Genomic DNA, 21,865 nt, shown 5'->3' with positions numbered 1-21,865 from the left:
GGCGAACTGCCAGGAGATTTGCCATGCGTCTAACTCGCAAAACCAACACCCCCGCTACCACTGGGTTGGGTATTTCCCGCCGTCAGTTCTTGAAGCGCACGGGCGTGGCTACCGGTGGTGTGGCTGCGGCAGGCTTCATGGGCGCGCCGATGATGCAGCGCACCGAAGCGGCCGACAAAACCCCGGTGCTCGACTCCCCGGTGGAAACCAAGCGCACCATTTGTTCCCACTGCTCGGTGGGCTGCGGTGTGTATGCCGAGGTGCAAGAGGGTATCTGGACCAAGCAAGAGCCCGCTTTCGACCACCCGATCAACCGTGGTGCTCACTGCGCCAAGGGCGCGTCGCTTCGTCAGCATGGCCACTCCACTCGCCGCCTGAAATACCCGATGAAACTGGTCGCGGGTGAATGGCAGCGCATGAGCTGGGACGATGCAGTCAACGAGATCGGCGACAAGCTGCTCGAGCTGCGCGACGCCCACGGCCCCGACAGCGTTTACTGGCTGGGCTCGGCGAAGTTCAACAACGAGCAGGCGTACCTGATGCGCAAGCTCGCTTCCATGTGGGGCACCAACAACACCGATCACCAGGCGCGTATTTGCCACTCCACCACCGTGGCGGGCGTTGCGAATACCTGGGGTTACGGAGCGATGACCAACTCGCTCAACGATATGCATAACAGCAAATCGATGCTCTTCATTGGCTCCAACCCCAGTGAAGCGCACCCGGTGGCCATGCAGCACATTTTGATCGCCAAAGAGCGCAACAACTGCGACATCATCGTCGCGGACCCGCGCTTTACGCGTACGGCGGCGAAAGCCAACAAGTACGTGCGCATTCGCCCCGGTTCTGACGTGGCCTACATCTGGGGCTTGCTGTGGCACATCTTCGAAAACGGCTGGGAAGATAGCGAGTACATCAACCAGCGCGTGTACGGCATGGACGACGTGCGGGCCGAAGTCGCCCAGTTCCCGCCCAGCGTCGTCGAAGACATTACCGGCGTGCCCGAAGCAGAGATGTTCGACGTGGCCAAGCGCCTGGCCGACAATCGTCCTGGCTGCGTGGTGTGGTGTATGGGCGGTACCCAGCACACCACCGGTAACAACAACACCCGCGCCTACTGCATTCTGGAACTGGCGTTGGGTAACATCGGTAAATCCGGTGGCGGTGCCAACATTCTGCGTGGCCACGACAACGTACAGGGTGCCACCGACTTGGGGCTAGGCTGTGACTCCCTCCCGGGTTACTACGGCTTAGCAGAAGGCGCTTGGCAGCACTGGGCCAAAGTGTGGGACGTGGATTACGAGTGGCTAAAAGGCCGCTTCGACGACACCGAGTACGCTGACGGCAAACCCATGTACTCCAGCGGTATTACCGTCTCCCGTTGGGTAGATGGCGTGCTGGAAGAGGACGAAAACATCTCCCAGCGCACCGCGTTGAAAGCGATGTTCTACTGGGGCCACGCGGTCAACTCGCAAACCCGCGGCGTCGAAATGCAAAAGGCGATGCAGAAGCTGGAGATGATGGTCATCGTCGACCCGTATCCCACCGTGGCCGCCGTCATGCACGACCGCACCGATGGCGTGTACCTGCTGCCTGCCGCCACGCAGTTCGAGACCTCGGGTAGCGTCACCGCCACCAACCGCTCGATCCAGTGGCGCGATCAGGTCATCGAACCGCTGTTCGAATCGAAGCCCGACCACGAAATCATGACCCTGTTCGCCAACAAGCTTGGCTTTGGCAACGAGTTCGTGAAGAACTTCGCAATGGACGGCAACCGTCCGGTGATCGAAGACGTACTGCGTGAAATCAACAGCGGCATGTGGACCGTTGGCTACACCGGTCAAAGCCCGGAGCGCTTGAAAGAGCACCAGCAAAACTGGCACACCTTCAGCTTTGAAAACCTGCGTGCCCAAGGCGGCCCCGCCGATGGCGACTACTACGGTCTGCCGTGGCCCTGCTGGGGAACGCCGGAGTTCAAACACCCTGGCTCGCCCAACCTCTATGATACCAGCATTCCGGTCATGGAAGGCGGCATGGGCTTCCGCGCCCGCTTCGGTATCGAGCGCGATGGTGTGAACCTGCTGGCGGAAGGCTCCGCTCCTGTGGGTGGCGATATCGATGACGGTTACCCCGAGTTCACCGACCAGCTGCTCAAAGACTTGGGCTGGTGGGACGATCTCACCGCTGAAGAGAAAGCGGCGGCCGAAGGCCAGAACTGGAAGACCGACTTCTCCGGCGGTATCCAGCGCGTGGCCATCGAGCACGGCTGCGCGCCGTACGGTAACGCCAAAGCCCGCGCCGTGGTGTGGACCTTCCCGGATGCGGTGCCGAAGCACCGCGAACCGCTCTACACCACCCGTCGTGACCTGGTTGAACGCTACCCCACGTGGGACGACTTTGACTCCATCATGCGTCTTCCCACGATGTACAAAACCATCCAGGACCGTGATAACAGCGCGGACTACCCGATCATTCTGACCTCGGGTCGCTTGGTCGAGTACGAAGGCGGCGGTGAAGAGACGCGCTCTATGTCGTGGCTGGCTGAGCTGCAGCAGGAGATGTTCGTCGAGATCAACCCGGCCGATGCCAACGACATTGGTATCCGCGACGGCGACCAAGTATGGGTCGAAGGCGCCGAAGGCGGTCGGGTCAAGGTGAAAGCGCTGGTCACGCCCCGCGTGGATCGTAAAGTGGCGTTCATGCCGTTCCACTTCGGCGGTGTGTTCCAGGGCGAAAGCCTGCACGACCGCTACCCGGAAGGCACCGTTCCTTACGTGATTGGTGAAGCGGCCAACACCGCCACCACCTACGGCTACGACCCGGTGACACTGATGCAAGAGACCAAGTGCACCATCTGCCGTATCGAACGCGCCAGCTAACACGACCTGACCTGACAGCATGCCGGTGCGGCCACGCCCGCACCGGCAAGAGGAGAACACCATGGCTCAAATGAAATTTATGTGTGACGCCGAGCGCTGCATCGAGTGCAACGGCTGCGTCACCGCCTGTAAGAACGCCAACGACGTCGAGTGGGGCATCCAGCGCCGCCGCGTAGTGACCCTGAACGACGGCGAAGCGGATGAAATGTCCATTTCCGTCGCCTGCATGCACTGTGACGACGCCCCGTGTATGGCGGTGTGTCCCACCGACTGCTTCTACAAAACCGACGACGGCATCGTGCTGCACGATAAAGACCTGTGTATCGGTTGTGGCTACTGCCTGTACGCCTGCCCCTTCGGCGCGCCGCAGTTCCCGCAACAGGATGCCTTCGGCGAGCGCGGCAAGATGGACAAGTGCACCTTCTGTGCCGGTGGCCCCGCCGAAACCAAGGAAGAGGAGTACCAGAAGTACGGCTCCAACCGCATCGCGGAAGGCAAACTGCCGCTGTGTGCTGAAATGTGCTCTACCAAAGCGCTACTGGCCGGTGATGCGCAGGATGTGGCCGATATCTTCCGCCAGCGCGTGGTACACCGTGGCCATAAAGATGGTGCGTGGTCGAACAATCCTCAGGCTAGCACTGACAACCTTGCCTATGATGCTGCCCGCAAAGGGTAAGGAGGCGTGTCATGACAACGTTGACCATGACAAAGGTGCCCTCACGGGCACCTAGCGGCACCGCTAGCTGGCTACAGCGTGGCTGGCGTCTATGCCTAATGCTGGTGCTGTTGGTTGCGAGTTTGGGGGTCACCCACATGGCCGTGGCGCAAGCCGACCCGGATCGCGAAATGACCACCGCCGCCCCCGGCATCACGGCGGATCAGTGGCGCCAAGTACGCAGTGGCGAGACGGGACCGAACTACCGTGACTCCCGGCACGAGAGTAACTACAACCTGATCAACGCCAGCGGCGAAACGTGGCGGATACTGCGCAATCGCTGGGTATCGCCGTTTGGCTTGATCGCCATCGGCGGCATGGCCGCGATGATTGCGCTGTTTTACTTCATCGTTGGCCGTAAATACCTGGAAGAGCCGCGCACGGGCCGCAAGCTCTTGCGCTGGTCGCTGCTAATGCGCGCGCTGCACTGGACCGTGGCGACGCTGTTCATCACGCTGGCGCTGACCGGGCTGAACCTGCTGCTGGGCAAGTTCGTGTTCCGTACGCTGTTCGGCGATGCCGTCTGGGGCTGGATGGTCGCGGCGTCCAAGGTGTTACACAACTACTTGGGGCCGATTTTTGGCGTGCTGCTGGTCATCATGCTGATTAGCCTGATCAAAGAGAACATTCCCAAAAAGCACGACTGGGTATGGTTCAAGAAAGGCGGCGGTATGATCGGCAAAGGCCACGTCGATGCGGGCTTCTGCAACGGTGGTGAAAAAGCCTGGTACTGGCTGCTGGCATCGGTAGGCATTTTGGTGGTGGCGAGTGGCTTCGTGCTCGACTTCCCCAACTTCGACCAGGGCCGCGACACCATGCAGTGGGCCAACATCATCCACGCCGTGGGCGCGCTCGGCCTGACCGCCGTTTCGCTGGGTCACATCTACATCGGCACGCTGGGCACGGAAGGCGCGCTGGAAGGCATGACCACCGGCTACGTGGATGAAACCTGGGCCAAAGAGCATCACAATCTGTGGTACGAAGAGGTCAAGGATCAAACCATCAGCGAAGAGGAGCTGGCGGCGCGTAAAGCGGGCGACAGCGGCACCCCTTCGCCCGCCAAGCCAAGCTGAGTCACGCCATCGAGATAGGTGAACGTGAACGCCCTTCGACACCGCCTTCGGGCGGTGTCTTTTGTTATGCTGCACTTCAACGAATTGGGAAAGAGGAATCACCATGGCGACATTTGACGAACTGGATGCCACCACTCGTACCGAGCTGGAAGCCGCTGCCTTTCGGCGCTTGCTCAAGCATCTGGACGACAATAAAGACGTGCAGAACATCGACCTGATGATTCTGGCGGACTTCTGTCGGAACTGCCTCTCGAAGTGGCTGGTGACCGCCGCCGATGAGCGCGGCACCGCGCTCGATCTGGATGCCGCCCGCGAGTACGTCTACGGCATGCCCTACAGCGAGTGGAAAGCCCATCACCAGGGCGAGGCGACACCGGAACAGCTGGCCGCCCTCGACGCGCGCCAAGCCAAGAAAAAGGCCAACGCCTCCTCCAACGATCACAAGGAGTAGCGCCATGGATGCTATGGAAGCGCTGAACATTGCGGTGCTGACCGTCTCCGATACGCGCACGGAAGAGACCGACCGCTCGGGCCAGTCGCTGGTGCAGCGGCTAACCGAGGCGGGCCACCGTTTGGCGGATAAGCGCATCGTACCGGATGACGTGTACCAAATCCGTGCGGTGGTCGCTCAGTGGATTGCCGACCCCAGCGTGCAGGTGGTGCTGACCACGGGCGGCACAGGGTTTACCGGGCGCGACTCCACTCCCGAAGCGGTCGCCGTGCTGCTGGACAAGCGTATCGAAGGCTTTGGCGAGCGCTTTCGCCAGCTCAGCGGCAATGAGATCGGTAGCTCCACGATTCAGAGCCGCGCGTTGGGCGGCTTCGCGAATGCCACGGTGGTGTTCTGCCTGCCAGGCTCTACCGGTGCGTGCCGTACCGGTTGGGATGGCATTCTTGCCGAACAGCTCGATAGCCGCCATAAGCCCTGCAACTTTGCCAACCTGGTGATTCCCGGTCGGGGGCAGCATGGCTGATCTGCAGCCGATTGAAACGGCGCTGGAAGCGCTGCTGGCCGACGTGACGCCGCTCGATGCCGAACGGGTCGCGTTGAGCGACGCCGCTGGCCGCGTGCTGGCCGAACCGGTCACGGCTACGCTGGACGTGCCGCCGTTCGATAACAGCGCAATGGATGGCTATGCGCTGCGTGCTATGGATGCGGGTAAGCGGCTGCCGGTGAGCCAGCGCATTGCCGCGGGCAGTACGGCACGGCCATTGGCGGCGGGCACCTGCGCGCGGATCTTTACCGGCGGGCAGATCCCCCCTGGTGCTGACTGCGTGGTGATGCAGGAGCGGGTGACTGAAGAGAACGGCGAGGCGCTCATTCCCGCGGACGTACCGGAAGGAGACAACGTTCGCTTGCAGGGCCGCGACGTGCGTCAAGGCGATGTGCTGCTCACTGCAGGCGAGCGCCTGGAGGCCGCCGCGCTGGGACATTTAGCGGGGCAGGGCATCACCGAGGTCAACGTACGCTGTCGCCCCCGGGTGGCGCTACTCTCTACCGGCGATGAGATCGTCGACCCCGGCACGCCGTTACAACCGGGCCAGCTGTACAACTCCAACCGGCCCATGCTCAAGCGGCTGCTGGAGACGTTCGGCGCCGAGGTAGTGCAGTTGGTGAGCGTGCCCGATGACTACGCCCAGACCGTGGCGCTGTTGAACCACGCCGCTGCCGAGGCCGATGTGGTGGTGAGCACTGGCGGTGTCAGCGTCGGGGAGGAGGACCACGTCAAAGCGGCGCTGGCGTCGCTTGGACAGCTCGATATGTGGAAGCTGGCGATTCGTCCTGGCAAGCCATTAGCGCTAGGCCGCTTGCCCCGCGACGATGGCAGCCAAGCGCGGTTTGTGGGGCTACCGGGTAATCCGGTGTCAGGCTTCGTGGGCGCGTGGCTGTTTCTACGCCCGCTGATGGGGGCGCTACTGGACTGCCCTGCGCTGGCGGAGCTTCCGTGCCTAACGGCCACCGCGACCTTTGCCACCGAGACCGGCCCGCGCCAGCACTACATGCGGGTAGCGCTGCGCTTTACGCCCGAGGGTATCGAGGCCGATGCCTTTGATGATCAAAACTCAGCGGTGCTCTCTTCCTGCATTGCGGCCGATGCGCTGGCGGTGATTGATCCCAATCGCCAGCTGGAAAAAGGCAGCCCGGTGCGTTGCCTATGGCTCGCCCACTGAACCTGAGGTGGCGGGTAGCCTGAGTTGCGCACCGTTCAGAAGGAGCGTGAGCGACTGCGCGACGACAGCGATGCCGCACAGCGCCGGATGCCGAACACGTGCGGCCAAGAGAGGCGGCAATGGGTGGAGGGCCGCACTGGGCAAGGGCAAAAGTACGCTATCGCTTGGAAGACCCAACTGCCAGGGGCCCTGCCGATCCACCAGCGTGAGCCAGCGGGTCGGCTGGCCGGGCGAGTCACATAGCAGCGTCTCGAACGCCGCATGGCGCGCTAAGGAGAGGGTGCTGTCGATACGTCTGACATGGCGGGCTTCCAGCGCCCATCGGTAGCCACAGGCGTCGAAGCACACGCAGGTCACGCTACCCACGGTTAGCCAAGCCCTTGCTGATACGCTTGGAACAGCGCATCAGGGTCCAGTAACGCCGTGGCGGGCTGCCCATCGCTGGGCTGCCACAGCGCGCTCACGTAGGGGCGCAGCGTGCTCGCCAGGGTGTCGGGAGGTGTCTTCAAGGCGCTCACGGGCAGCTCGCACACATCCTCCAACTGGTCGATGCGCACGGCGCTGCGGATGCCCGCGCCCTTCACGATGAGCAGCATGCCGTCGGCTGGGGTCGTGGGAAGCCCCAGCAGCGGCTGTAGCGTAATCAGCGACTCGATCTGGCCTCGCAGGTGAATCACGCCCTCCGTGGAGTCCGGTAGGCCAGGGACGAAATAGACCGGCGTATCCCCTTTGAGAATTTCACTCACCGCATGGCCGGGCAGCGCAAACGGCTGGCCGGAGAGCTGGAACAGCACCACCTGCTGGCTGGGTTCGTTTACATCGACGATGGCCGTATCGTCGCTGTGCTCGCTGAACGCCTGGGCAAACGTGTCGCCGGCCTCAGGATCAGGCTGTCGGGAATCCGTCATCGTCCTGCTCCGTACTGGTGATCACCTGGTTGCGCCCCTGGTGCTTGGCGCGGTAGAGCGCTTGGTCGGCGCTTAAGCGCAGCGACTCGGTGGAGGGGTGAGTCGGGAAGCTGCTAACGCCAGCGCTGAACGTGCAGCGAAAGCGCGCGCCGCCTGCATGAAAATCCACCTGGGCGAAGTCGTGGCGCAGAGCATCGATCAGCTCGCTGGCGCGCGCGTCGCTGACCCCTTTGAGCAGCACCACGAACTCTTCGCCGCCGTAACGGCCAATGATATCCGACATGCGTAGGCGGGTTTTCAACAGTCTCGCCAGGGTGATGATGACCTGGTCGCCAGCGAGGTGGCCGTGAGTATCGTTCACTGCTTTGAAGTGGTCGATATCGATCATGGCCATGGCATGCTGGGTGTTGTCCCGGTGGGCCTGGGCCAGCGCTTTGCTGATGAGGTCGGTGGTGGTGCTGTGGTTATACAGCCCGGTCATGCTGTCACGGGTCATCAGCGAGCGCAGCAGGCGCAGCCGCTCGGCGCGCAGCTTTACGGCAGAGACCAGCTCGTCAGGCACCACGGGTTTGGTGATGAACGCTTCGACACCCGCCGTCATGGCAGAGAGCTGCTTCTGGCTGTCGGTTTCGCTCGAGAGATAGATGATCGGCAGACCCACGTGCTCGGGCTGTTGGCGAATGATGTTCGCCAGCTCCTCGCCCGAACAGACGGGCATATAGACATCCACCAGCAGCAGGTCTGGGCTAAAGCGCTCCAGGGCATTCAGCGCATCGGCGGGGTGGTTGACCTGCTGCACGGCCATGCCCGCCTGTTCCAGCAACAGGGCATGATACGCCGCTACCTCGGGCTCATCGTCCACGATCAAGATACGCAGCGGCTCGTCGTCGATGGGAGTGGTCAGCTCATCCACTGCCAGCATGAGATCCAGCGGTTTCACCGGCTTCGTAAAGTAGCCGTTGCAGCCCGCCCGCACGGCGCTCAGCCGAGAGTGAAAATCGCCATGGGCAGAAAGCACGATCGAGGGCAGGCGCTCGCCGGTGAGCTTGTTGAGACTGGCGAGCGTTTCGGTGCCTGCGGTATGCCCCTGGGGGAACTGCACGTCCATGATGATGGCATCGGGACGCCGGGTGATCACCGCATTAAAAAAGGCGTCCGTATCTTCGAAATGCACCACCTCGTGGCCGAAGCAGCGCAGGTGGTGCAGCAGTTGGCCCACCTGATCCGGCTCGTCGTCGCACAGGTAGATCAGCCGTTGGCGCTTGCTGCGGGTTTGTACTGGCTTGGGCGAGAACTCGACGCTATTCATCGCCGCCAGCGCCCGCTGCTGCCCCGGCAGCGACTGCAGCCGCTGCTGCTCTTCGGCGAGCTGGACAAATACGCGTTCGACCACGTCGCCTGCGGGAGGCTGCTCATGGAGGGCGGTCTCGCCCTGGTCGGCCAGTAGCGCAATCCGCTCGAAGCCCAATGAACGTCCCGTTCCCTTCAAGCTGTGGAAAAACCGATGCAGTTCTGGCCCCAGGCGCGCGTGCGCTTCGGAAGACGCTTGGCTCTGTTGCCACTGGTCGACCGTGTGCTGTAAGCGCGCGGGTAACTGGTCGATGAAACGTTGGCGCAGTTGATTGAGTTTGTCGTGCAACGAAGGAGCAGAGGGGGACATCAGGCTACCTGTGCGGGTGGGCGAGCGGTGCATGGCGTAGGTAACGGCATGGCTACTCACCCAGCGCGTGGGCGACAGCGTGCTCGAGCGAAGTGTCCAGCGCTGCATCTTTCTGCAGGCAAGCGCTAAGACCCGGTGTTTGACGCAGCGACTCATCTGGCGTATCGCCCGTGAGCAGGATGAACGGCAGCATGACCCCCTGCTCACGCAGCATGTGTAACAGCTCGATACCGTTGATCAGCGGCATGTGCATATCGCTGACGATCATCGCGATATCGTCATGGGCATCCAACTGGCTGGTAGCCTCCATAGCGTCGTTGGCGAGTAGGACATCGTGGCCCTGAAACTCTAGCAGTGCCCCGGTCATCTCCCCCGCTAGGGGGTCGTCGTCTACGACCAATATTCGCATGGTAATCCTCTTGGCGGGAGACTTAGCCCAGCAGGGCTTTGAGCGTCTCCACTAAGTTGTTTTGATCGAAGCTGCCTTTCACGATGTAGGCATCGGCGCCGACTTCCATTCCCCGCTGACGGTCGCTCTCTTTTTCGCGGGAAGTGATGATGATAATCGGCTTGTGACGATAAAGATCATTTTCGCGCAGTCTGGCGGTCAGCGCAAAGCCATCCATCACGGGCATCTCGACGTCGGTGAGCACGGCGTCGAAGGGCTCGGCCAGGGCTTTGTTCAACCCATCGCGGCCGTTTTCCGCCAAGGTGACGTGATAGCCCCACGCTTCTAGCACGTCCTTCTCGATTTCTCGGGTATTCAGAGAGTCGTCCACGATCAGCACGCGGTGAGGGGTATCGTTCGGCGCTTCGCTACGCGTCACGGCAGGCGAGTGGCGCTTGGCGCGCTCTAGCAGCGCCGGAACGTGCAGTAGACTGACCAGCGCATTACGCCCCTGGGACACCATGCCCGATACCAAAGGCAGGTAGCGCAGGTGGTCGGGCAGCGGTTTGATCACCATGTCACGCTCGTCGACCAGTGAGTCGACGATGAGCGCCAGTTTCTGCTGGCGCTGATGCACGACCAGCAGCAGGAACTTGGTGGGCAGCGCTGCGGGGACGGGCAGCCCTAGCAGCTCCGCGAGGGGCACCACGGGAACGAACTCATTGCGCAAGATCAGCGTGGGCTGGCCTGCCGCATCGATGAACTGCTCCGGCGAACACTCGACCAGCTCGGCGACTTGGGGCGCGGTGACGCCGAGCGTTACGTTGCCGACCTGGACGAGCAGCACCCGCATCATCGCCAGCGAGAGCGGCAGGCGAAGCGTAAACCGTGTGCCCTTGCCGTGCTCGCTGGCGAGCTGCAGATCGCCGCTCAGCTCATCCATCATGGTCCGCTTCACCACATCCATGCCCACGCCGCGCCCCGAAAAATCGGTAATCATGGGCTTGGTCGAAAAGCCGGGCAGAAAGATCAGTTCGAGCGTCTCTTGATCGCTCAAGACGGCCAGCTGCTCCTCGGTGAGCAGCTGCTTGGCGATGGCCTTTTGGCGAACCGCTGCCAGGGAAATGCCGGCGCCGTCGTCGCGCATTTCGACCACCACCCAGTTACCATCTTGCCACGCTGCCAGTTCGAGCTGCCCTCTGGGCGGCTTGCCGGCGGCTTGGCGCTGTTCCGGCGTCTCCAAGCCGTGATCCAGCGCGTTACGCAGCAGGTGGATCAGCGGGTCGGACAGGCGATCGATCAGTTGGCGGTCCAGCTCGATTTCACTGCCCCGCACCCGGCAATCCACGCGCTTCCCCAGCGACTGGGCAAGTTCCCTGGCCATTTGCGCCAGCGGGTCGAACACCACGCCAAGGGGCAGCATACGCATTTGCAGGGCGCGCTCATGCAGGTCGCTCATCAGCGCATCGTGGCTTAGCACGCTGTCTTTCAATTCGCGGTTGAAGGCATGGACGGCGCTGCGCTGATCGCTGGGCAGGGTGGCTTCCAGCGCCTGGGCTTGTTCGACCAAGGTGTGGAGGTGGTGATGCCCCGAGAGCACCTCGCCCATCAAGCGGATCACGTCGTCCAAACGATCCAGGCGTACACGTACCGTGTCGCTGAGCGCCAGTGTCGTACTGCCTATGGGAGAGGGCTGCGGCAGGGTGTCCGGAGGTGCTGACGGCGGCGGTACAGGCGGGGCAGCCGCTGCCGATGCTTGGAGCGGTGATGCGGGGTCTGCTGCCCCTTGGGCGGCGGCTTCCAGCGCTTGGCAGAGCGTGGGGTCGGCCTCGGCGAGGGTCTCGGGAGCGGCCCCCTGGGCGAGCTGGGCCACGTAGTCGGCCAGCGCATCGATGGCTTGATTCAACAGGCTGATACTGTCGGGGCCGGGCGCTTGGCTACCGTCGCGAAACGCGCTCAAAAGCTCTTCTGCGCTGTGCGCCACTGCGGTGATAGGAGCCAGCTTGAGCATACGGGACGAGCCTTTGAGCGTATGCGCGGAGCGAAACAGCTCGTTGATACGCTCTTTATCGGCGGCTCCCTGCTCCAAGGCGCTGACCCCCTCGCGTAAGCGGGGTAGGTGGTCAGCGGCCTCTTCGACGAACCGCTGGATGAAGCGTCGAATATCCAGCGCCATTACCCCACTCCCTGTGTGGCGGTGTGTTCAGATAGGTAGCGTTTTGCCAAGAAGCAGGCATCGCCGGGCGGTAGGGGCGGTGCAATGACGGTCAGCCCACCGCTGGCCAGGGGCGATGCTTCGAGCAGCCGCACTACGGCGGCGTAACCGCGCTGCCGCTGTGTCGGATGGTCGGGTAGCTCCCCCTGGCGCAGCAGCTCGGCTTGGTAGAAATGGGCCGGCCAGCACTCGGGGGCGACGTACAGCGCGCGCTTGAAGTAGTCGAACGCTCGCTGGGGCTGCTGCTGCCAGCGGGCAACGAGACCCGCTAACAGCAGCGCATCCACGTTCCAAGGGTCGTCAGCCAGCAGCGGTGCCAGCAAGGCATCGGCCTCGCTGAAGCGGTTCTGGTTCAGCGCATCGTGAGCGTGCTGTAGCTCGGCTTGGGCCGCCGTGGGCGCCGATGACGAGGGTGGCGTCTGGCGTGGTGGTTCTTGGGCGGGTAGTGCTGTAGGGGCGTCAGGCTCGTTGACCACGGAGATATGATTCGTCAGCGGTATGGTCGGTGCGCCACTGTCTTCCTCAGACGCGGGCGTATCGGCTTGAAAGTAGAAGACGCCCTGCTCCTCTTTGAGGGAGAGCACGCCCAGGTCGTTACCCAGGGTTTCGGTAACGCCGCACAGCAGAATGCCGTTAGGTGTCAGCAACCGTTTGAGCTTGCGCTGGATGGTGCGGCGCGTGGCTTCGTCGAAGTAGATCGAGACGTTGCGAAACAGGATGACATCGAACGGGCCGCCAATGGCTCGTTCATCCGGCGCCAACAGATTCAGCGAGCGAAACGCCACCCACTGGCGCAGCGAGGCACTCAGTTGAAAGCTGCGCCCCACCGGCGTGAAAAATCGCGCTTTCAGCGAGGGGTGAAGCGCACGAAACGCCATACCGGCGTAGAGACCCGCCTGCGCTTTGGTCAGCACTTGGTGGTCGACGTCGCCCCCGATAATGCCGAACAGCGCTTGGGCGCGATCACCGTAGCGCTCCTGTAACGCCATGGCGACGCTGTAGGGTTCTTCCCCCGAGGAGCAGCCCGCGCTGAGCAGGCGCAGCGGGCCGCCTTGCTCGGCGAGCCGACGGGGCAGGTACGTATCGACCAGCCATTGAATCGTTTCCGGTTCGCGGAAAAAGTACGTTTCGTTGACCGTTAGCTGACTGACAAAGCGGTCGAACAGATCGTTGTCTTGACGCAGATGCGCCAGCAGCACGTCGCTGTTTTGGGTGCCTAGCTCGACCTGCAAGGCGTCGATGGCGCGGGTCAGGCGCGCCTCGGCGAGACCTTCCAAGTGCAGCCCGCAGCGCTGATGAACCCACTGTTTGAACGGATCAAGGGCGCTCATTGCGGCTCCCGCCAAGGCGATGGGGTAAAGCGGACTTCCCGCAGCAGGCGCGCTGGCAGCTCGTCTAGCCCCAGCACGTGCTGCACCACGCCAGCGTTGACGGCTTCTTGGTTCATGCCGTAGATCACCGAGCTGGCTTCGTCCTGTGCCAGGGTCGTGCCGCCCGCGAGGAGGATGGCTCTTAGGCCGCTGACGCCATCGCGCCCCATGCCCGTTAAGATCACACCGATGCTGTCGGCGCCATAAACGCTGGCCACGCTGTGCAGCATGGCATCGCAGCTGGGGTGGTAGAGCGTCTGGGCGGGGCTGGGGGTGAGCTGCAAGCGATGCTGGCCTGTGACGCTGAGCTGGCTTTCGGGGGGGCAGAGGTAAATATGGCCGGGGCACAGCCGCTCGCCGCTTTGCGCCACGCTCACCGGCAGCGCGCAAAGCGATCCAAGCCAGGTGGCCATACCGTCGATGAACCCGGGGCTGATGTGCTGGGCAATCACTATGGGAGAGGGAAATCCTTTGGGCAGCTTGCTCAAGAGGCGGGCCAGCGCCTGGGGGCCACCGGTGGAGCAGGCAATGGCCACCACCCGCTGAAAACCGCGGGAGGCGACCGGGCAAGGGCCGGGAGCGGGCAGCCTGACCGGCGTGGGGATTCGTGCGGCCGATGCGCGACGCCGCAGTCGGGTAATCACCGACACGCCTGACAACAACCGCACCCGCGACAGCAGCCGCTGCGCGTCCTCCTCGTCGAGGCCGGGCTTGGGCAGGACTTCCAGGGCGCCGACCTCCAGCGCCTGATACGCCGTCTGGGCGTCTGCGCTGTCACTGATCACGACGATGGGCACCCCTTTGGTGTGCATGATCTCCTCGATGGCGCTGAGCCCGTCCATCACCGGCATGGTCAAATCCATAGTGATGAGCTGCGGACTCAGCCGCCGCGCCAGCTCGACGGCTTCTTGGCCGTTGGCGGCTTCACCGACGATCTCGATATCGCCATCACGGGTGAGGATGTCGCGCAACACCTCGCGCGCCAACTGACTGTCATCCGCTATCACGACCCGAATTGGACTCATGGGGACGTCCTCAGGAGGGGCGTTGCTGATGGGGCGGGGCAGTGCCGTGCTCTTCGAGAGTAAACTCCTGAACGAGCGCATTCAGCTCTGCAGACATCTGTACCATGTCTTGGCTGATCTCCGTGATGCTGCGCACGGAGTGGGCATTACGGGCACTGGCTGTGTCGATATCCCGCAGGGCGATCACCACCTGGTTGCTGGCCGTTTTTTGCTGCTGTGTGGAGAGCGAAATTTGCTGGGCAGCGCTGCTGGTTTGGCTCGCGGCTTTGAGCAGCGCTTCCAAATCTTGAGCGGTGCTGATACTGGCCTCGACCCCCTGCTCGATGGAGGTCGCGCCCTTTTCAGAGGCCACCACCAAGCGGTTGATCGCTTGCTGAATATCGTCGGTGTGCCCCTCGATCTCCTGGGTGGAGTCGGTCACGCTGTCGGCCAAACGGCGGATCTCGTTGGCGACCACGGAGAAACGGCGGCCGGACTCTCCCGCGCTGGAGGCTTCCAGGGCGGCATTGAAGGCGATCAGCTTGGTTTGGGCGGCCAGCGTGTTGATCAGCTCCATCACCTTGCTGATCTGCTTGGACTTCGCCCCTAGGGTCATGATCTCAGCAAGACTCTGCTCGCTGTCGCTGCGGATATCCTGCATTTTGGCCTGCAGTAACTGCATGGCGGTGCTGCCTTTACGGCTGCGCTCTAGGGTTTGGTTCGCTACGTCCACCACGGATTGGGAGTGATCGGCAATTTGTGTGGACGACGTGGAGAGCTCTTCCATGGTGGACGTGATTTCTGCGACAGAAGAGGCCATCTCTTCCACCGCGGCGGCCATCGTCTGGTTGGCTTCATGATGAATGTCGCCCCCCTGAATGCCGGATAGCCCGGCCGTCTGTGCTAAACGGTCGGCTACTTGGGTCAGCGCCAACGCGTTGGATGACACGGCCGCAATTGCGCGGGAGAGGCGCTCCAGCAGTTGGTTGGTTTGGTCGGCCAAGTCGCCAAGCTCGGCGCGGTCGTCCGTTTCTACCCGGCGGGAGAGGTCCAGACTATGGGTGATCTCTTTTAGCTGGCGTTGAAAACGGTTGAGCGGTCGAATCAGGCTCCCCGTTAGGGGGTAGAGCAGCGCCAGTCCGGCCACCAGCAGCAGCAAGCCAAGCTCGATCGAACTCAAAAAGCGCTGGCGAATGCTGGTGGTGTACTCCTCTTTGGAGACCTCCACCATGAGATAACGCTGTAATTCCGGCAGCCAGCGGGTCGTGACGTAATAGTGATCGCCATCGCGCTCGATGTCGGTCACGTGAAGCTCGTTATCCTGGCGCAGCAGGGTATCGGTTTCTTGGGCTTGCAGTTCCGAGATATTGGTTTCGTTGCTGGTAATCAAGAACGCCCCTTCGGCACTCAAGATCGACGCTCGACCCGTCTCGCCCAAACGGTAGTCACGAATGAGCTGCGCCATGCGCGATAGGTCGAGCCCCGCGCCCGCCACGACACTGGGGCGCCCGTTGGCGGCGGTGCCACTGCTGCGGAAGTTAAGGAATACGAAGGCTTCTTCGGGAGAGAAGGTATCACTGTCTAAATTCAGATTGTAAGACGCGCGGCTGTCGGTGAACTGATAGTACCAGTCGTCGTCTCCGCCAGGAGATTGGAGCGGACGCTGCAGGAACTCGCCGTCACGGTACTGGAAGTAGACGCCGCGCCCTTGGGTTTGCGCGGCGATGAAGAGCAGCTCGGTATCCAACTGGTCCATGAGGCGCGACAGGTAGCGCTCGATGTCTGGCTGCTGTGCCTCGGGTAGCCCGTCGGCGACCCACTGTTCGATGAAATAGCTGTTGGCCAAACTCTCAGACACCGCGAGCGCCGGACTCAAGCGGAGGTTGATACGCGTGGCTAATCCTTCCACCTGGGCAGGCAGTTCGACGTTCAGCAGGTTATCCAGACGGGCTTGGCTGTGCGTACGCGCCTGCAAATAGAGAGCCAGAAACATGGCAATGGCCAGCACCGTGCCAAACGAGATAAACAAACGTAGCCGTAATGGCAGGGTTTTCCAGCGCGCTGTCATTATCGCGATTGCTCCAAGTGGGACGAAGACGCTCATGAAAAGGCAGAGGGCCACGGCGCGTTTCATGGGTAGATCATTAGCAGGGTCACGCCATGCCCGTCAGGCATGATAACAACGATTTCAGCGGCTTTTGGGAGGAGTGTCTACTATTTACACCAACGGTTTGCCTATGTAGGTGATTTATTTATACAAAGATTATCCATTGCGTTTGACGTAGGTTAAAATTTTGACAAAAGTGATACATGAACGTAGCCTGTTAATCAAATGGAACGATGATTTGCTAAGGAAGCAACATGTTGTCACTCACCCCACCTACCCTGCTGGCCGTCTTGCGGAGCATGTTGCCGCGCAATAGCCGCCACCAAAGCGGTATGTTGCCCGCCGCTGGGACGCCAGAACGCGAACGCTTGGTGCTCGCGGTCAAACGCTGTTTCGGCTTGACCGATACAGATCTTCTGTCGGCCTCTTCCATCACATTGGAGGAGTGGGCCGATGCGCTTAGCGAGCGTGGCGACATTTCCCACCTACGCCTGTTCGATAGTGCCACTGGCGGGGCGTTTAGCCATCAATTGCAGCGCCAGCACCTATACAGCGCAGCATCGTTACGGCAAGAGGCCGAAGCGCTCAGGACGCTGTTGGCCCACGAAAGCCAAGCCAGCCGCAGCGTGGTGAGCTGGCTATCTATGCAAACGGCGGCGGGGTTCATGCTAGGGGCGCTGCTGCCACAGCAGGCGGGTTGGTCGTCGCGTTCGCTGTTCGATCACGCCAACGCGCTATGGGAACTCAACGCGGGCGATATCATGGTCACCAGCGCCGATCGGTGGGGCCAGTTGGCGCAGCGGCTTCCTTCGCTGCCCATGAACATCACGGCGGTGTCGACCTCTGCATTGGACAAACACACCTACCGTTCCCTGCTGGCGAAAGGGGTTGCGCATATCATCGAACTCCACTGTCAGCCCGGGTTGGGTGTGCTGGCCGCGCGTCGTTCACGTCAGGCGCCGTTCGAGCTGCTGGCCCACTGGCACCCCACCGAGAGCGATGACTACCTGTTGCGAATGATACAAGGTGGTATGCCCGACGAGGTGCAGCTGGCCGAACCTCTGCGCTGGGTAGGCGCGCGTCACTTTTTACCCGTCATCGGCGAAGAGGGTTGGGTGGCGGAGGAGAGTGGCTCGTTGGGCGTATCGCCCGCTTGGCAAGTGCCTATCCAAGGCGATCGCCCGGGCGCCAGCGCCGCCTGAACCGTCCATCGCTAAAGAATGGCGTGGGGAATGAAGCATGACGTATCTTTGGTGATACGCCCCACGTCTTCTCGAATGCCCATGCCACAGGCGCGATCGCCCACTACCCAACTGCCAATCAGCGCGTGCTTGTCGCCAAAGCGCGGCAGCGGGTGATACGCCTGGCGTATCCACGGGTTATCAGTGTAAGGTCCGCCCACGCTCTCTTGCTGGCCGCTGGGCGTTATCAAACTAATATTGCTCCCTTCCCGTGAGAAAAACGGCTTGCGCACCCAGCCTGCCTCCAGCGGCGAGTGACTATCTTTTTCAAAATACGCCGGTAGCAGATTCGGGTGCCCTTCAAACTCTTCCCACAGCAGCGGCAGAATCCCTTTATTGGAGAGCACGGCTTTCCAGGGCGGTTCGAACCAGTGGGTGTTGAGTTGCGTGACCGCCTCGCCAAATGCTTCTACCGCCATCTCTTCCCACGGATAGAGCTTGAACAGCGCGGTAATTGGCTGCTCGTTCAAATCGACAAAGTGCTCGGCTCCTGGGGCCACGCCAATGTCTTCGATGTAGATAAACGGCGCCTGTAAGCCTGCTTGTAGGGCGATATCCTGCAAGTAGCTGACGGTGGCGCGCTCCTCGTCGCTGCCTTTGACACAGGAGAAGTAGAGGGTGCGGTTTTCCAAGCGGTCGCCCAGATGCGCCATAGCATTAAGCAGGCGCTCTTGAATCGAGTTGTACTGGTCGGCATGGCGGGGCAAGATGCCTTGCTCGATCGCCTGCTCCAGCCACACCCACTGGAAAAAGCCCGCTTCATAGAGTGAAGTGGGCGTGTCGTAATTGAGCTCTAAAAGCTTCGCGGGACCGTTGCCTGAATAGGCAAAGTCCATGCGCCCATACAGCGGCGGCTGCCCGCTACGCCAGGAGTGGTGGATGATGTCCCACATATGCTCGGGAATCGCGAGGCGCTGCATTAAAGCATTGGAGTGGCAGACCTTATCAACCAGCGCCATACACATTTCGTGCAGGGCTTCGGTGGGCGCTTCAATCTCTTGCTCTACCTGTTCCAGGGTAAACTGGTAGTAGGCGTCCTCTTTCCAGTAAGGCTCGCCATCGATGGTGTGGAAATGAAACCCCAGCTCTTTGGCCAGGGTTTTCCACTGCGGGCGTTCAGAAACGTTGATGCGCAGCATAGTGGCTCCCAAGGGGGTGGCTAAGAGCCCCAAGAGGCCGAGCGGGTGCCCAGGCCGCGCCGCGTCGTGGCTTGGCGGTTTTCCACCACCGAGCTACGCAGGGCCTCGTTACGCTGATTGACCCGCTGGGAAGCTTGGCTGGCAGCGGCATTCCAGTTGCCCTGGTTTTGGCGGTTGCGGTAGACCGGCTCTTGATACACGCGCTCAAACGAGCGCCCTCGGCTGGTATTCGCCAGCATGTTACCGACCATATAGCCCATCATGGCAGGCATGAACCAGCTGCCGCCGCCCGCAGCCTGGGTCTGCTCGTCGGTGGGGGCAGCGCAGGCGCCTTCGCCGTGTTCGGCTTCGCAGGCTTCTAGGGTGTCGAAGCGCGGCACGGACTCTAGAGAGGCCTCGTAAGCGTCTTCGCAGGCGCTGCGGGTGTACACGTTGGCGGCTACGCACTCTTCGACGCCTTGATAGCTTTTGGGCTCGTCGAAGCGTACATCGGTCAGGTGCTCGTCCTCTGCGGGCTGGGTGCAGGCGGTCAAACCGAAGGCGCTCGCTCCCATCATCGCCAAAGAGAGGCGCGCGCTGCGCTTACGGCGGGGCAGGTGGGTAGGTTGGGTCTGCTTTTCCATGAGAGCGCTCCGTTACCAGGTCATTGAGGCCGCGTTGATCAAGCCCACGGCAATCGAGATGCTGCCCACCAGCGTGCCGTAGGCCTGGTGGCCTTCGGTGATGTGCTGAGACAAACTCTCGCCCTGGCGGCGCAGGAACAGTTTCAGGCCAAAGAACGTTGCGATCTGCACGCCGAAGGCCACCACGCCCCACAGAATGAAGTCGATATAGCTAATGGAGTGGGCCATGGCGCTGTAGAGCGGGAGGGTGAAACCCAGGATAGAGCCGCCGTAAGCGGTGGCGGCCGCCGCATTGCCCGCTCGAATCAGTGCCCACTCGTGGTGTGGAGTTAGGCGGCTATAGCAGTACATAAAGGCCACCAGCAGCGCGAGCGCGCCGAGCAGGTAGGCAAAGAAAGACGGTAATCCCTGTAAATAGTGCAACATGGCAGTGTCATCCTTGTGTTCAATGACGGTGGGTCAGTCAACGTGGGCATTGTGACATAGCTTCGCCTGGGATCGGCAATCGTCTTTTGGCTTTCGTTGCGCGATGGATTTGGTAGTAAAAAAACCTATTGTTTGCCTTTTGTTACGACTAAAGGCTAATAGATGAAACGTGTCACCTGCTTAGAATCCCGCGATGCTTGGTATTTTTACCTAAATTCACCGTGTCGTATCGCTTGATACCGCTCTTCGTGCCCGTGTTGGGCACCGCTTCAGACGCGACCGCATCGAAGGACTTTCCCCCATGCATGCCCTAACCCTGGCATCGTTTCTGTTCTTTACGGGCCTGGTGGCCTTTGTCACCTGGCGCATCACGCGACGTGATGACCACCGTAGCACCAGCGGCTATTTTCTGGCAGGCCGCACGCTGACCTTTCCGCTGATCGCGGCGTCCATGCTGATGACCAACCTCTCCACCGAGCAGATGGTGGGGCTAAACGGGTCCGCGTTTACCGATGGTTTGAGCGTCATGGCGTGGGAAGTGATCGCCGTGATTGCCCTGGTGGCGCTGGCGCTATTTTTCCTGCCGCGCTTTCTGAAAAGCGGCATTGCCACGCTGCCGCAGCTGCTGGCGATCCGTTTTGATACAGGCACTCAGCTGATTGCCAACGTTATCTTCCTGATTGCTTACGCGGTGGTGTTACTGCCGATCATCCTCTACTCCGGTGCCATCGGCCTTCAGGGCATGCTGGACTTACAGGGCCTGACCGGCATTGAATCCAACACTGCGCTGCTCTGGGCAACGGTATGGGCGGTGGGCCTGATTGGTGCGGTCTACGCGCTGTTTGGCGGCCTGCGTACGGTGGCGGTATCGGATACCCTCAACGGGGTAGGCCTGCTGATTGGCGGCTTCGTGATCGTTTACTTTGGCCTACAGGCGGTGAGCGGTGGCACCGGTGTGATGGAGGGCTGGAATATCCTGAAAGAGAGCGACCCCAGCAAATTCAACTCCATGGGCGGCCCGGAACAGCAGGTACCGTTCTCGACCATCTTTACCGGCGTGCTACTGCTTCACCTCTTTTACTGGACCACCAACCAGCAAATCATCCAGCGCACCTTTGCCGCCAAGAACCTGGCTGAAGGCCAGAAGGGCGTCTTGCTCACAGGGTTTCTAAAGCTGCTGGGGCCGCTGTACCTGGTGCTGCCCGGCATCATCGCCTACCACCTGTATGCCGACCAGGGCATCCGCGCGGACGAGGCATATGGCCACCTGGTATTCAACGTACTTCCGCCTTACCTGACCGGCTTCTTTGCGGCGGTGATGGTCGGGGCGATTCTCTCCTCGTTTAACTCCGCGCTGAACAGCACCACGACGATCTTCAGCCTGGGGATCTACAAAGGCGTGCTGAAAAAGGACGCCACGGAAGAGCAGGTGGTGAAATCCGGCAAGGTGTTTGGCTGGATCATGGCGATTACCACCATGATTATTGCGCCGCTGCTGGCGGGCCAGGACAGCCTGTTCGGCTACCTGCAGAAGATGAACGCGATCTACTTCATACCGATTCTTGCCGTGGTGTTGGTGGGCCTGCTGACAAAACGCGTACCGCCCATGGCCGCGAAAGTAGCGCTGGTCGGCGGCTGTTTGCTGATTGCGGCGGGCTACTTCGTGCCGCCGTTCAACAAGCTGCCCATGGTGATGCACGAGTTCCACTTCGTCGCTGCCGTATTCGTGCTGCTGGTGGCGGTCATGCTGGTGATCGGTAAGCTGCGCCCCCGCGCAACGGACTGGGTGCAGGAAGACTCCGGCGATGTCGATCTCACCCCGTGGAAAGGTGCGGTGCCTACCGGTATCGTGCTGGTGATTCTGGTGGTGATTATGTACGCCTCCTTTGCAGGCGGCTAGGCTCTGTCTGAAAACTGGCTACGCTCGACCATACGGCGTTAAAAA

General features: G+C 61.5%; 19 protein-coding genes. 8 read left to right on the top strand and 11 right to left on the bottom strand.

The features are described 5' to 3' along the window. The first annotated feature begins 23 nt into the window (after positions 1–23). The 6 genes from AB6K10_RS01565 to glp all read left to right on the top strand — a co-directional run bounded on the left by AB6K10_RS01565 (position 24) and on the right by glp (position 6,839). Positions 24–2,879: a molybdopterin-dependent oxidoreductase gene (locus AB6K10_RS01565; protein ID WP_159343328.1), complete on the top strand. Its 2,856-nt coding sequence runs from the start codon at positions 24–26 to the stop codon at positions 2,877–2,879. A 61-nt stretch (positions 2,880–2,940) separates the two neighbouring features. Further along, on the top strand, positions 2,941–3,555 hold the full coding sequence (gene fdh3B, locus AB6K10_RS01560) for a formate dehydrogenase FDH3 subunit beta (RefSeq protein ID WP_139525806.1): 615 nt from the start codon (positions 2,941–2,943) through the stop codon (positions 3,553–3,555). 11 nt (positions 3,556–3,566) lie between these two features. Next, the gene (locus tag AB6K10_RS01555; RefSeq protein WP_174788533.1) at positions 3,567–4,667 is read left to right on the top strand and encodes a formate dehydrogenase subunit gamma; all 1,101 of its coding nucleotides are present in this window, start codon (positions 3,567–3,569) and stop codon (positions 4,665–4,667) included. Positions 4,668–4,770: 103 nt separating this feature from the next. Next, positions 4,771–5,118: a DUF1244 domain-containing protein gene (locus AB6K10_RS01550; RefSeq protein ID WP_159343327.1), complete on the top strand. Its 348-nt coding sequence runs from the start codon at positions 4,771–4,773 to the stop codon at positions 5,116–5,118. A 4-nt stretch (positions 5,119–5,122) separates the two neighbouring features. Further along, the gene (moaB, locus tag AB6K10_RS01545) at positions 5,123–5,641 is read left to right on the top strand and encodes a molybdenum cofactor biosynthesis protein B (protein ID WP_339117837.1); all 519 of its coding nucleotides are present in this window, start codon (positions 5,123–5,125) and stop codon (positions 5,639–5,641) included. After that, on the top strand, positions 5,634–6,839 hold the full coding sequence (gene glp, locus AB6K10_RS01540) for a gephyrin-like molybdotransferase Glp (protein ID WP_339117836.1): 1,206 nt from the start codon (positions 5,634–5,636) through the stop codon (positions 6,837–6,839). Before moaB ends, glp begins: the two co-directional genes overlap by 8 nt. Here the strand turns inward: glp and AB6K10_RS01535 are convergent. The 8 genes from AB6K10_RS01535 to AB6K10_RS01500 are packed head-to-tail and all read right to left on the bottom strand — an operon-like array spanning position 6,822 to position 16,452. Beyond that, positions 6,822–7,205: a hypothetical protein gene (locus tag AB6K10_RS01535; protein WP_339117835.1), complete on the bottom strand. Its 384-nt coding sequence runs from the start codon at positions 7,203–7,205 to the stop codon at positions 6,822–6,824. The two genes, glp and AB6K10_RS01535, sit on opposite strands and share 18 nt — an antisense overlap. A 2-nt stretch (positions 7,206–7,207) precedes the next feature. Next, complete coding sequence (locus AB6K10_RS01530; protein WP_339117834.1) at positions 7,208–7,747, bottom strand: chemotaxis protein CheW; 540 nt, start codon at positions 7,745–7,747, stop codon at positions 7,208–7,210. Beyond that, positions 7,725–9,407: a diguanylate cyclase gene (locus AB6K10_RS01525; RefSeq protein WP_339119586.1), complete on the bottom strand. Its 1,683-nt coding sequence runs from the start codon at positions 9,405–9,407 to the stop codon at positions 7,725–7,727. The genes AB6K10_RS01530 and AB6K10_RS01525 overlap by 23 nt, the downstream gene beginning before the upstream one ends. 52 nt (positions 9,408–9,459) lie before the next feature. Then, a complete protein-coding gene (locus tag AB6K10_RS01520; protein ID WP_159343322.1) occupies positions 9,460–9,816 on the bottom strand; it encodes a response regulator in 357 nt (118 codons plus the stop codon). A gap of 22 nt (positions 9,817–9,838) precedes the next feature. Next, the gene (locus AB6K10_RS01515) at positions 9,839–11,971 is read right to left on the bottom strand and encodes a hybrid sensor histidine kinase/response regulator (protein WP_339117833.1); all 2,133 of its coding nucleotides are present in this window, start codon (positions 11,969–11,971) and stop codon (positions 9,839–9,841) included. Further along, the gene (locus AB6K10_RS01510) at positions 11,971–13,341 is read right to left on the bottom strand and encodes a CheR family methyltransferase (RefSeq protein WP_339117832.1); all 1,371 of its coding nucleotides are present in this window, start codon (positions 13,339–13,341) and stop codon (positions 11,971–11,973) included. The genes AB6K10_RS01515 and AB6K10_RS01510 overlap by 1 nt, the downstream gene beginning before the upstream one ends. Then, positions 13,338–14,405: a chemotaxis-specific protein-glutamate methyltransferase CheB gene (cheB, locus tag AB6K10_RS01505; RefSeq protein WP_339117831.1), complete on the bottom strand. Its 1,068-nt coding sequence runs from the start codon at positions 14,403–14,405 to the stop codon at positions 13,338–13,340. The genes AB6K10_RS01510 and cheB overlap by 4 nt, the downstream gene beginning before the upstream one ends. A gap of 10 nt (positions 14,406–14,415) precedes the next feature. Further along, positions 14,416–16,452 carry a methyl-accepting chemotaxis protein gene (locus tag AB6K10_RS01500; protein WP_159343318.1) on the bottom strand — a complete coding sequence of 679 codons (2,037 nt, stop codon included), beginning with the start codon at positions 16,450–16,452 and terminating at the stop codon, positions 14,416–14,418. 293 nt (positions 16,453–16,745) lie between these two features. Between AB6K10_RS01500 and AB6K10_RS01495 the strand changes: the two genes are divergently transcribed. After that, positions 16,746–17,693 (top strand): hypothetical protein, encoded by a 948-nt coding sequence (locus AB6K10_RS01495; protein WP_253018332.1) that lies wholly within the window; start codon positions 16,746–16,748, stop codon positions 17,691–17,693. 11 nt (positions 17,694–17,704) lie between these two features. On the opposite strand, the gene AB6K10_RS01490 is transcribed toward AB6K10_RS01495, so the two are convergent. From AB6K10_RS01490 to AB6K10_RS01480, 3 genes are read right to left on the bottom strand one after another with little or no spacing between them, the layout of a single operon-like run. Beyond that, complete coding sequence (locus tag AB6K10_RS01490; protein ID WP_339117830.1) at positions 17,705–18,871, bottom strand: glutathionylspermidine synthase family protein; 1,167 nt, start codon at positions 18,869–18,871, stop codon at positions 17,705–17,707. A 20-nt stretch (positions 18,872–18,891) separates the two neighbouring features. Beyond that, entirely contained in the window at positions 18,892–19,494 is a 603-nt protein-coding gene (locus AB6K10_RS01485) for a DUF1190 domain-containing protein (RefSeq protein WP_339117829.1), read from the bottom strand. 12 nt (positions 19,495–19,506) lie between these two features. After that, a complete protein-coding gene (locus tag AB6K10_RS01480; protein ID WP_044630035.1) occupies positions 19,507–19,920 on the bottom strand; it encodes a DUF350 domain-containing protein in 414 nt (137 codons plus the stop codon). A gap of 301 nt (positions 19,921–20,221) precedes the next feature. On the opposite strand from AB6K10_RS01480, the gene AB6K10_RS01475 reads away from it, so the two are divergent. Next, complete coding sequence (locus AB6K10_RS01475) at positions 20,222–21,820, top strand: solute:sodium symporter family transporter (protein WP_305947733.1); 1,599 nt, start codon at positions 20,222–20,224, stop codon at positions 21,818–21,820. The last annotated feature ends 45 nt before the right edge of the window (positions 21,821–21,865 follow it).

This window comes from Halomonas sp. BMC6, assembly GCF_964204995.1.
In the GTDB taxonomy this organism is placed as follows: domain Bacteria; phylum Pseudomonadota; class Gammaproteobacteria; order Pseudomonadales; family Halomonadaceae; genus Vreelandella.
The sequence above is the reverse complement of the archived record's forward strand: the minus strand, read 5'-3'. Positions and strand labels throughout refer to the sequence as shown.